This window comes from Azorhizobium oxalatiphilum, from assembly GCF_014635325.1.
GTDB lineage: Bacteria > Pseudomonadota > Alphaproteobacteria > Rhizobiales > Xanthobacteraceae > Azorhizobium > Azorhizobium oxalatiphilum.
On the sequence record NZ_BMCT01000004.1, the window covers coordinates 498,902 to 510,722 of the forward strand.

The window sequence follows — 11,821 nt, forward strand, 5'->3', positions numbered from 1 at the left end:
GCTATGTTTTTGCAGTGCAAATCATAGCGTGGCAAGTACGCCGCCATCCACATAGATGATCTGCCCGTTTACGAAGTCAGAGGCGCGGGAGGCCAGGAAGATGCAGGCGCCCTGCAACTCCTCCGTCTTGCCCCAGCGGCCGGCGGGCGTGCGGGCTTTCAGCCAGGCATCGAACTTCGGATCGTCGATCAGCGCCTGGTTGAGCGGGGTCTCGAAATAGCCGGGGCCGATGCCATTGATCTGCAACCCGTGCCGCGCCCAGTCGGTGCACATGCCCTTGGTGAGGTTCTTCACCGCCCCCTTGGAGGCGGCATAGGGGGCCACCGAATAGCGGGCCGCCTCGCTCTGGAGGCTGGCGATGTTGATGATCTTGCCGTGCCCGCGCGGGATCATGTGGCGGGCCACCGCCTGCCCCACATAGAAGACGCTGTCGAGATTGCAGCGCATGATCTCGTGCCAGGTCTCGACGGGGAAATCCTCCAGCGGCATGCGGCGCTGGATGCCGGCATTGTTGACCAGGATGTCCAGCGCGCCGATGTCCTGCTCGATGGCCGCCACCGCCGCCTGCACCGCCTTGGGGTCGGTGACGTCGAAAGCGGAAGCGTGGGCGCTGATGCCGTCCGCCTTCAGCGCCTCCACGGCCTCGGCCACCCGCGCGCCGTCGCGGCCGTTGAGCACCACTTCGGCGCCCGCGCGGCCAAGGCCTGTGGCCAGCGCAAGGCCGATGCCCTGGCTCGAACCCGTGACGAGTGCCCGCCGCCCCGAGAGATCGAACAGCTTGAGCGACATGGCTTTCCTCCATCCTGTGGGGATTGGCCGGCCTTGGGGCCGGCGCACGCGGGGCGGGCATCACACCCGGCGGCCGGCATCAAGTCAACGCGGGGCGGTGGACCGGCGACGGTCTGGCGGGCTGGTGGATCGGAATGGCTCCGGAATGCGCCGGGCGGGGATGCCGCGGGCGCTGTCCGTGCTATATGCGCGGTGCGGCAGCGCCGCATCGTCCCGTTTCCCGCTCGCCTGAGCGGGCCGATCACAGGAAGTCCACCATGAGCATTGTGCGTCTCGACCCGGGTGCCCGCATGAGCGAGGCCGTGATCCACGGCAACACCATCTATCTCGCCGGTCAGGTCGAGGAAGGCCCGGATGTCGGCGCCCAGACGAAGGCCGTGCTCGCCTCCATCGACGCGCTGCTGGAGCGTGCCGGTTCGAGCAAGGCCAACATCCTGTCCGCGACCATCTGGCTGTCCGACATCAACGACTTCGCCGCCATGAACAAGGAATGGGATGCCTGGGTGGACAAGTCCAACCCGCCGGCCCGCGCCACCAGCGAGGGCAAGCTGGCTGCTCCGCAGTTCAAGGTCGAGATCATCATCGTCGCCGCCAAGCCCTGAGCTTCAGGCGCCGGAGCTGACGGTGCGCGCGGCAGAGGCTGCGCGCACCCGGCACCATGCCCTTCCCCGCGCCGGGGAAGGGTCTTCGGACCACGGGGCGGTTGCGTCCGGCCCGGCCGCGTCCGTTTCCTGATCCACTGTTCAGTCTATCTGTGGGCCCCCTGAAAGCGCCCCCCGGCACGGACCTCCGTCCAGCGCCCGCGCATAGAGCGTTTCAGTGTTTCATGGAAACACAGAAACACTCCAAGTCTTTGATAGAGAATGTCTTGCGGCTTGGATTGCGGAGCAATCAAAGCCGGACATGCTCTAGCGCGGAAAACCTCTCCCCGATCCGTCTCTGCCTGTTCCGCCCCACCGCCCATCGGCTGCGTCCGGCGGCAGGCGGATCGCGCCCGGCCTCTGGTGCGATGCGGGGGCAGTGTGGTTTAGTCTGTCCGATTGCAGACGGTGGGGAAGGCTGTGTTGCACCGCATGGGATTGGGCCGGAGACCGGGATGCCGGCGATGATGCGGGAGGCGGCCAAGAGCCGGGGCTTCCTGCTGGCCGTCCTGATCGGCGTCACGCTCTCGCTGTGCGTGGAGGCCTATCTGCTCTGGCAGATCCGCGAGGAGCGCTGGGCCCGCGCGGTCAGGGCGGCGCAGAACGTGCAGCGCACGCTCGGCGCCAATATCGACCGCAATCTGCTGGTGGTGGACCTGTCCCTCTCGGGCCTGCAGGACGCGCTGGAGCATCACGATCTCTCGGGTCTCAGCCCGCAGATGCGCAACATGCTGCTGTTCGACCGGGCGGCCAATGCCGAATATCTCGGCTCCATGCTGGTGCTCTCGCCCTCGGGCGACGTGGTCTATGATTCCGGCGCCCTCCAGGCGCGTCAGGCCAATCTTTCCGACCGCGACTACTTCAAGGCCCAGATCGACCGGCAGGGCCACACCTTCCTGAGCCGGCCGTTCGCCAGCCGCCTGCGCGCCGGCGATCCCTCCATTGCCCTCAGCCGCCGCATCACCCTGCCGGACGGCGGCTTCGGCGGCGTGGCGCTGGGCGTGATCCGGCTGGCCTTCTTCCAGGACATGTTCGCCCATATCGATCTCGGGCGCGGCTCCATCATCAGCCTCATCCGCACCGATGGGCGCATGCTCATGCGTTTCCCGTCCACGGACGGCAAGGGCAATGTGGATCTCGATCTGTCCGGCAGCCCGAGCTTCAGGCGCATGATCTCCGGGCCGGTGGAGTATTTCAGCGCCACCGCCGCCGTGGATGGCGTGGAGCGCCACTATGTCTATGACCGCGTCGGCAATTTCCCACTGGTGCTGTCGGTGGGCTTCTCGGTGGATGAGGTGCTGCGGGACTGGCGGCGTCAAGCCACGCTGATGATGGCGGTGGGTGTCGCCATATCGGGCCTGCTGGTTGCGCTGGCGCTGACCCTGCAATCGGCGCTGCGCCGCGAGATCCGCATCAAGGGCGAGATGGCGACGCTGGCCGCCACCGACAGCCTCACCGGCCTGCCGAACCGGCGGCATTTCGAGGAGGCGCTCGGCAAGGAATGGCTGCGGGCGGCGCGCGGCGGCGAGCGGCTCTCGCTGCTGGTCATCGACGTGGACCACTTCAAGACGGTGAACGACCGGTTCGGCCACGGCGTGGGCGATGCGCTGCTGAAGGTCATCGGCACCGCGATCCAGGCATCGGTGCAGCGCGGGGCGGATCTGGTGGCCCGTTATGGCGGCGAGGAGTTCGCGGTGCTGCTGCCGGCTGCCGGCGAAGCGGATGCGCAGGCGGTGGCCGAGAGGATCCGCCTCGCCATCGCCGGGGCCAGTTGTCCCGATGGGGCGGGCGGGCAGGTGCGGGCGACGGTGAGCGTCGGCATCTGCTCCATGGCGGCCAATGGCCGTTCCCAGCTGAACGACCTGTTCCGGCTGGCCGATCAGGCGCTCTATCTGGCCAAGGCGGACGGCCGCAACCGCACCCGCGCGCTGGCCGCCGCGGCCACGGGCTGAGCCTCTCCCGCAGGCGTATGAGCGGCAGGCGCCTGCCCCGGCGGTGCGTTGTCGGGTGCGCATGGGCCATGTCACTGTGCCGGAAGGGGGCTGGGTCTGGCGGAGACAGTGGCATGGCGGAGAAAGCAGACACGGCGGTGCGCCATCTGGAGGATTTCGCGGTGGGGCAGCGCTTTGCCAGCGGCAGCCAGCGCCTGACTGCCGAGGAGATCAAGCGCTACGCCACCCAATATGATCCCCAGCCCTTCCACATGGACGAAGAGGCGGCGCAGGACAGCATGTTCCAGGGCCTTGCCGCCAGCGGATGGAATACGCTGGGCGTGACCATGCGCCTGCTGGTGGAAGGGCCGGTGCGTCCGGCGGGCGGGCTGATCGGGGCAGGGGCGGAGGTTGAGTGGCCGCGGCCGACGCGACCGGACGACGTGCTGAGCGTGGAAAGCGAAGTGCTGGAGGTGACGCCGTTCCGCTCGAAGCCGGATCGCGGGCTGGTGCGCCTGCGCACCGAGACCCGGAACCAGAAGGGCGAGCTGCTGCTGGTGTTCACCGCCAAGCTCATCGTGCCGCGCCGGCCGGGGGGCACGGGGGACAACGGCGCACGGGACGGTGCGGGGAGCGGCTGAATGCGTTGGGGAGCCATGGCCGAAGGCCCACGCGACGAGTAATGGCCGAAGGCCCGCTCGACGCGTCATGGCCGAACGGGATCCGGCCATGACGCGCCCCTGCGCCGGGGGGGAGCGGCGGAGGTAACTGTTGTGCCCCGCATGGGGCTGAACGATCGGGCAAGTGAGGGATGAGCGGTGGGGGCCACCCGTCAGGCCCTTGCGCCTGACGGGTGGCCGAAGGCTTCAGAAGAAGCCGTGCAGGGTGGAGCCGAAGCTGACCACGCTGGCATCGTGATGGTCCCCGCCGGACGACGTGGACGTGCCGAGGAAGCCCAGGTGCAGCGGCCCGAGATCGAGGCCGCCGGTGCTCACCGGCGTCGAGGTGATGCCGCTGTCTCCCAGCGACAGTACGCCATGGTCGCTGAACAGGTTCTCCAGCAGACCGCTCGGCTCGGCCGGGCCGCCCAGCAGGCTGGACGGCAGGGAGGCGATGGCCGCCAGCGGCGAGGAGCCGCCATCGAGTTCGAGGGGGCTGGAGCCGCCGCTCACCAGCTCCGTCAGCGTGCTGACGGTGCTGCCGAGCACGTTGGTGACGGTTTCCACCACCGGTTCGACCACGCTCACGAGGGTCTGCGGCAGATCGCAGGGGGCCTCGGTGACGGTGTGGACGAGAGACGAGGCGGTATCCGCCACCGAGGCGACTGTATCGGCGACCGCATCATGGGCACCGGCCACCACCGGAACCACGATGGCGGAGAGCGTCTGCCCGGCATCGGCGAGCGAGGTGCCTGCCGTGTGGACGAGATCGCCCGCGGTGCCCACGGCACCGGCCATGGTGTCGTGCAGGCCACCCACCACGCCGGCGAGGGTCTGCGGCAGATCGCAGGGGGCGTCGCTGACGGTCTGGATGAGCGTCGCGGTGGTGCCTTCCACGGTGCCGATCACGCTGGCGACGGTGTCATGCACGGCCTCGACCACCGGCGCGATGATGCCGGCGAGCACGCCGGGCAGATCGCAGGGCGCCTCGCTGACGGCGTGGATGATGTCGCCGGCCGTGTCCTGCACCGAGCCGGCGGCGCCGGCCAGGGTGTCGGCCACGGCGTCATGAACGCCGCTGGCCACCGGCTCGACGGTGTTCACCACGGTCTGGACGATGCCCGCGAGGGTATCGTGGGCCGTGCCGAGGGCGCCGCCGAGCGTCCCGGTGGGATCGGCCAGGGCATCGCCGGCAGTGCCGACGACACCGGCCACGGTGTCATGGACGCCTTCCACCACCGGAGCGGCGGTGGCGACGACGGTCTGGACGACATTGCCGAGCGCACAATCCGGATCGGAGGGGGCGCCGATGCCGCCGACGATACCGGCGACGGTGTCATGGACGCCGCCAATGACGCCGGCCAGAGGTCCGGTCGGATCGGACGGCGAGCCGATGCCGCCGATGATGCCACCGAGCGTATCCTGCACGCCGCTAATAACGCCGGCCAGAGGCCCGGTGGGATCGGACGGCGTACCGATGCCGCCGATGATGCCACCGACCGTGTCCTGCACGCCGCCGATGACGCCCGCCAGCGGCCCGGTGGGATCGGACGGCGAGCCGATGCCGCCGATGATGCCGCCGACCGTGTCCTGCACGCCGCCGATGACACCGGCCAGAGGTCCGGTCGGGTCAGACGGCGAGCCGATGCCGCCGATGATGCCACCGACCGTGTCCTGCACGCCGCCAATGACGCCGGCCAACGGCCCGGTCGGGTCGGACGGCGAACCGATGCCGCCGATGATGCCGCCGACCGTGTCCTGCACGCCGCCGATGACGCCGGCCAGAGGCCCGGTGGGAGCAGACGGCGAGCCGATGCCGCCGATGATGCCGCCGAGCGTGTCCTGCACGCCGCCGATGACACCGGCCAGAGGTCCGGTCGGGTCGGACGGCGAACCGATGCCACCGATGACGCCGCCGAGCGTGTCCTGCACGCCGCCGATGACACCGGCCAGAGGCCCAGTCGGGTCGCACGGCGTACCGATGCCGCCGATGATGCCACCGACCGTGTCCTGCACGCCGCCAATGACGCCGGCCAGAGGTCCGGTGGGATCGGACGGCGAACCGATGCCGCCGATGATGCCGCCGAGCGTGTCCTGCACACCGCCGACCACGCCGCCGACGATGCCTGCAAGCGCTCCGGCCGGGTCGCTCGGCAGGTTGCCGATGCCGCCGACGAGGTCGCCCACCGTGTCCTGAACCGTGCCGACCGTGCCGGTGACGACGTCGCCAAGTCCGGACGGGATGGAACCGATCACGCCGGTGAGCGCTTCCGTTGTATCGCCCACGGCATGCGTAACGGTGTTGACTGTGCCGCCAAGAATGTCGGTGACGTCTCCCAGGACGTCACCGACAGTGCCGGTCGCCGTAGTGGTGACGGTTTCGACCACATGGGTGATGGTGCCGAGCAGGTCGCCAACCGTGTTGGTCACGCCGCCGACCGTGTCGCCCACGGTGTCGGTGACATTGGTGACAACGTTGGTGACGGTGCCCAGCAGGTCGCCCACCGTATCGGTCACGCCACCCACCGTGTCGCCCACGGTGTTGGTGACGTTGGTGACGACGTTGGTCACATCGCCCAGCACATCGCCGACGGTGTGGACCACGTCTCCCACCGTATCGCCCACGGTGTTGGTGACGTTGGTGACGACATTGGTCACATCACCCAGCACATCGCCGACCGTGTGGGTCACGTCACCCACGGTGTTGGTGACGGTGTTCACCACGTTGGTCACGGTCTCCAGCACATCGCCGACCGTCGTGGTGACGTTGGTGACGGTGTCGCCCACGGTGTTGGTGATGTTGTTGACCACGTTGGTCACGTCGCCGATCACGTCGCCGACCGTGTGGGTGACGTCGCCCACGGTGTTGGTGACGTTGTTCACCACATTGGTCACATCGCCGATCACGTCGCCGACGGTGGTGATCGTGTCACCAAGGACGTTGGTGACGTTGTTGACCACATTGGTCACGTCGCCGATCACATCGCCCACGGAACCGGTGACGTTGTTGACCGTGTTGTTGACGATATTGGTCACATCCCCGATCACATCGCCCACGGCACCCGTGACGTTGTTGACCGTGTTGTTGACGATGTTGGTCACATCCCCAACCACGTCCCCGACCGAGCCCGTGACATTGTTGATGATGGTCGTCACGTCGCCGATCACATCGCCGACCGAGCCGGTGATGTTGTTGACGATGGTGGTCACGTCCCCGATCACGTCGCCCACGGTGTCGCCGAGCACGTTGGTGATGTTGGTGACGGTATTCGTCACCGTCTCCGTGATGTTGGTCACGGTGTTGGTGACGTTGTTGACCGTGTTGTTGATGATGGTGATCGTGTCGCCATGATCGATGATGTTGGTCACGTTGGTGACGTTGTGGGTCACGTTGGTGATGGTGTCGCCGACGCTGGTGCTGCTGATGACCGTGGAGCCGGGAGGGGCGACCACCTGCGGGTTCACCAGCGTGCTGCTGCCGCCGCCGCCCGAGGTGGTGCTCATCATGAAGAAGCTGCCCGGTCCGCCGCCACCGCCCGCGGAGACGGGGATGACCGCGCCCTCGCGCTCGATGGCCATGTCATAGGCGGCGGGCTGGATGTAGTCGCCGATGCGGCTGGCATCGCCCACCGCGCCCGTGCCCTGGAACAGGCCGTCCGGGCCGCCGTCGCTCAGTGAGCCGGCGGTCATCTCGTCGGAGAGGGCGCGTACGCCTGTGCCGCCGGTATCATCCGCGAGCTGGGCGCTCTGGAGCCCGCCATCGCTCTCGCCCATATCGCCGGCGAACTTGAGCGCGCCCGCCTGCGCTGCCGAGGTGGGCGTGAGCGCCGTCGCCAGCAGAAGGGCGCTGGCGATGGTGGATAGCGCCGCGGCCTCCGCCGCCATGCGCTCCTTGCTGCTGCGCTGGGCCTCTTCCCCAGGGACTACGACTGGTTTCTTCTTCGGCGCTTTCATGACACGTACTCCCTCCGTCCCATCATCACCGTTCCCGGAACGCGCCCGACACCTCGTCCACCAGCGGGCTGACGAGATAATCGGCCATGGTCCGGGGCCGCGTTTCCATCACCACCTGCGCCGGCATGCCGGAGTGCAGGCGGACCTTGGCCTTGCTCACATCGTTGGCGTTGAGCTTGACCTGGATCGAGTAGTAGCCGCCGCCCGAGCGCTCATCCTGAAGGCTGTCGGCGGAGACGGTCATCACCTGGCCGGTGATCTGCGGGCGCTCGGCGCGGGTGAAGCCGGTGAGGCGCACGTCGGCGGTCTGGCCGGGCTTCACCTCGCCCACGTCAGCCAGATGCAGGCGGGCTTCCACGATGAGCGGGCTGCCATCGGGCACGATGTCCAGCAGCTTCGCGCCGGGCTGGATCACGCCGCCCTCGGTATAGACCGCCAGGCTCACCACCGAGCCGCTCGCCGGGGCGGTGACGCGGGTGCGGGCCAGAACATCGGACGCCGCATCGAGCTTGGGCTGGATCTCGGCGATCCGCGACTGGGCGGTGCGCAACTGGTCAGTGATCTCGGTGATGCGCGTGCGCTCCTGCCGGGTGATCTCCAGCTCAGTCTCGCCGATCTGCTCCTGGATGCGGGCGAGATCGGCCACCTTGGCGCCCTTGTCGGCCTGGGTGCGGGCGAGGTCGCGCTCCAGGGTGAGCATGCGGGTGCGCGGGGCGAGGCCGTTGTCCAGCAGCTTGCGGATGCTGTCCATCTCGTCCTTCAGCAGCGCCGCCTGCCGGTCGAGGCCCTCGATCTGCGAATTGGTGCCGCGGATCTGCTCGGAGAGCTGGGCGCGCTTCTGCTTCAGCATGCCCAGCGAGGTCTCGTGCTGGCGCGAGCGCGCCTTCATGATGGCCATCTCGTTGGAAATGGCCTGCGCACCCGCCGGGCCGCTGATGGCGGGGTCGAAGTCCGGCGAGCCGCCGTCGCGCTCGGAGATGAGGCGGGCTTCCTCCGCCTTGCGGGCACTCCATTCGGCCTTGAGCACGTCGAGCTTGGCGCGCGGATCGGTGTCGGAGAGGGTCAGGAGCACCTGGCCCTCGGTGACGCGATCGCCCTCGCGCACCTCCAGTTTCTGCACCACCCCGCCATAGGGATGCTGCACGGTGCGGCGACGGCCTTCCGCCTGCAGGCTGCCGTCGGCGACGGCGGCGCCGGAGAGCGGGGCGAGCACGCCCCAGGCGACGAAGGCGCCCACGAAGCCGCCCACCACCAGCAGGCCGACGCGGGCCGGCCCGAACGGATTGTCATAGCGCGAGACGCTCTTCAGCGCGGCGGCTTTGGAATGGGAAAAGGCACGCATCTGGCGCTCCCCTCACGCTGCCCGCACAGGGGCGAGTGCATTCGCCGTCTGGCGGATGTGTTCGTAGACCACCTGCGGCGGGGCGAACTTTTCGAGCTTGCCGGCCCGCACGAACATCAGCATGTCCACCACCTCCAGCAGATTGGTGCGGTGGGTGATGACCACGATGGTGGTGCCGCGCGCCTTCATGTCCTTCAGCGCGTCACGCAGGCCGATCTCGCCGGCCACGTCGAGGTTGGCGTTGGGCTCGTCCAGCACCAGCAGCGAGGGCTTGCCGAGCAGCGCGCGGGCGAGGCCCAGGCGCTGGCGCTGGCCACCGGAGAGGCCGACGCCCCCCGGTCCCAGCACGGTGTCATACTGGCGGGGCAGGGCCAGGATCATGTCGTGGATGCCAGCGATGCGGGAGGCGTCCACGATCTCCTCGATCGAGGCCTCGCCGAAGCGGGCGATGTTCTCCTTCACGGTGCCGGCGAACAGGCCCACGTCCTGCGGCAGGTAGCCGATGCGGCGGCCGAAGGCGTCCGGCTCCCAGTGGCTGTATTCCAGCTCGCCCAGCTTGAGGTGGCCCTCATCCGGCGGGATGGCGCCGACCATGAGGCGGGCCAGCGTGCTCTTGCCCGAGCCCGAGGGGCCGACGATGCCCACCGCCTGGCCTTCCTCGATGCGGAAGTCCACGTCCTTGATGATCGGGTCGCGGCGCTCGGTGACGCGATAGGTGAGGTGATCCGCCGTCAGCGCGGTGCGCACCTCGGGCAGCACGGTGTGCTCGGGCTTGGCCGGCACCTCGATCAGCAGCTGGCGCACGTGCCGGAAGGCTTCGCGGGCAACGGTGAACTGCTTCCAGGTCGCCACCGCCTGCTCCACCGGCACCAGCGCGCGGCCCATGACGATGGAGGCGGCGAAGATGGTGGCGGGCTGGATGGCATGGTCGATGGCCAGCCACGCGCCGGCACCCAGCATCAGCGACTGCAGCAGCAGGCGGGCGAAGCGGATGGCGGAGGACACCACCGAGTTGCGGTCCGAGGCATAGGCCTGCCCGGCCAGCATGCCGGCGCGGTTGGTGCGCCAGTGGCGCTCCACGGCCCCGTGCATGCCCATGGCCAGCACCACGTCCGAATGGCGCAGGATGTTCTCGGCGAAGACGAAGGACTTGGTGCCCTGTTCCTCGGCGGCGCGCAGGGCGCGGCGGGTCATCACCTCGTTGAGGAAGGCCAGGCCCAGCAGCAGCACCGCGCCGAAGGTGGCCACCCCGCCCAGCACCGGGTGGATGAAGAACAGCAGGATCAGATAAAGCGGGATCCAGGGCAGATCGAAGGCGAAATAGATGCCCGGGCCGGTGGCGAAGGTGCGGAATTCATCGAATTCGCGCAGGGTGTGGGCGCTCTTGGAGAAGCCCTGCCGGGATGAGCGGACGATCAGCGCCTCGAACACGCGGGGCGCGATGATCTGGTCCAGCCGCACGCCGCAGCGGATCAGCACCTGCGCGCGGATCGTGTCCAGCACCGCCATGGTGAGCAAGGCGGCGGCGAGGATCAGGGTCAGCAACAGCAGGGTGGAGACGTTCTCGCTCAGCAGCACCCGGTTGTAGACCTGCATGAGGTAGAGCGGGGAGGCCAGATAGAGCAGGTTGATGGCACTTGAGAACAGCCCCGCCATGGTGAAGTGCGGCCACAGCCGCTGAAGGGCGGAGGTGAGTTCGTCGCGGTCCTGGTTCGGGGCGCCCATGGTCGTTCTCGTCGCAAGGAGGTGTAGCAGGGACTGGGCGGGTCTCCCCCCGCCGGGACGCGTCTTCGGTGGTGGCGGGCGGGGATGTCTCCCCGCCCGCTCCGGTGTCAGCCGATGCCGTGCAGCAGGCTGGTGAGGCCGCAGCTGTTGCCGCCGCCGTCATCAGTCTCCGGCTGCCCCACGGTGCCGATGGCGATGGGCAGGGAGAGCGTCAGGCTGTTCGCCTGGTCGCTCCCGCTGCCGTCCTCGCCCCCCAGGCCGGCGAGAAGTTCAGGGACGCCAACGGTGAGCGTCGGGGTGATGTGGAGCAGGCCGTCTTCCCCGGCGACCGTCGTCGGGGCGGTGAGGCTGACGCCGAGGCCGTCCAGCAGGCTGGAGCCGGTCCCGGTGCCCGTGCCGCCGGTGTGGCTGGCGAGCAGGTCATCCACCTGCAGGCCGACCGCGGGGGCGGTGGAGATCAGGGCATCCTCGCCGCCCACGGTGGTGGGGGCGGCAACGCCGAGGTCGAGATTGCCGAGGACGCTGGAGCTGGCCGCATCGGCACCCGTGCCGGTGTGGCTGGCCAGCACATCCTCGACGCTGAGGCCCACGGCCGGGGCCGTGGTGATCAGGCCATGGTCGCCGCCCACGGTGGTGGGAGCGGCCACGCCCAGATCCAGATCGCCGATGACGCTGGAGCCGCTGGCGTCGGTGCCCGTGCCGGAATGGCTGGCGAGCACGTCCTCGACGCTGAGGCCAACAGTGGGGGCGGTGCTGATCAGGCCATCATCACCACCGACC

At 68.8% G+C, this 11,821-nt stretch carries 8 protein-coding genes; 3 read left to right on the forward strand and 5 right to left on the reverse strand.

Going from position 1 to position 11,821, the window contains the following annotated elements; translation table 11 throughout:
* Positions 1-21: 21 nt before the first annotated feature.
* Positions 22-789: an SDR family oxidoreductase gene (locus tag IEW24_RS16630; protein ID WP_188580594.1), complete on the reverse strand. Its 768-nt coding sequence runs from the start codon at positions 787-789 to the stop codon at positions 22-24.
* A 257-nt stretch (positions 790-1,046) separates the two neighbouring features.
* Here IEW24_RS16630 and IEW24_RS16635 point away from each other — a divergent pair, with 257 nt between their 5' ends.
* The 3 genes from IEW24_RS16635 to IEW24_RS16645 all read left to right on the forward strand — a co-directional run bounded on the left by IEW24_RS16635 (position 1,047) and on the right by IEW24_RS16645 (position 4,002).
* Positions 1,047-1,391: a RidA family protein gene (locus IEW24_RS16635; RefSeq protein ID WP_188580596.1), complete on the forward strand. Its 345-nt coding sequence runs from the start codon at positions 1,047-1,049 to the stop codon at positions 1,389-1,391.
* A gap of 494 nt (positions 1,392-1,885) precedes the next feature.
* Positions 1,886-3,382 (forward strand): GGDEF domain-containing protein, encoded by a 1,497-nt coding sequence (locus tag IEW24_RS16640; protein ID WP_188580598.1) that lies wholly within the window; start codon positions 1,886-1,888, stop codon positions 3,380-3,382.
* Between the two features lie 113 nt (positions 3,383-3,495).
* Entirely contained in the window at positions 3,496-4,002 is a 507-nt protein-coding gene (locus IEW24_RS16645) for a MaoC family dehydratase (RefSeq protein WP_188580601.1), read from the forward strand.
* Between the two features lie 225 nt (positions 4,003-4,227).
* Here the strand turns inward: IEW24_RS16645 and IEW24_RS16650 are convergent, their stop codons facing one another.
* The 4 genes from IEW24_RS16650 to IEW24_RS16665 form a co-directional block, all read right to left on the reverse strand.
* Positions 4,228-7,974 (reverse strand): beta strand repeat-containing protein, encoded by a 3,747-nt coding sequence (locus IEW24_RS16650; protein ID WP_188580603.1) that lies wholly within the window; start codon positions 7,972-7,974, stop codon positions 4,228-4,230.
* A gap of 25 nt (positions 7,975-7,999) precedes the next feature.
* Entirely contained in the window at positions 8,000-9,316 is a 1,317-nt protein-coding gene (locus IEW24_RS16655; RefSeq protein WP_188580604.1) for an HlyD family type I secretion periplasmic adaptor subunit, read from the reverse strand.
* Between the two features lie 12 nt (positions 9,317-9,328).
* Positions 9,329-11,041, reverse strand: coding sequence for a type I secretion system permease/ATPase (locus IEW24_RS16660; RefSeq protein ID WP_244644470.1), 1,713 nt, complete (start codon positions 11,039-11,041; stop codon positions 9,329-9,331).
* A gap of 107 nt (positions 11,042-11,148) precedes the next feature.
* Positions 11,149-11,821 (reverse strand): hypothetical protein (locus IEW24_RS16665; protein ID WP_188580606.1); only part of this gene is annotated, 673 nt, incomplete at its 5' end.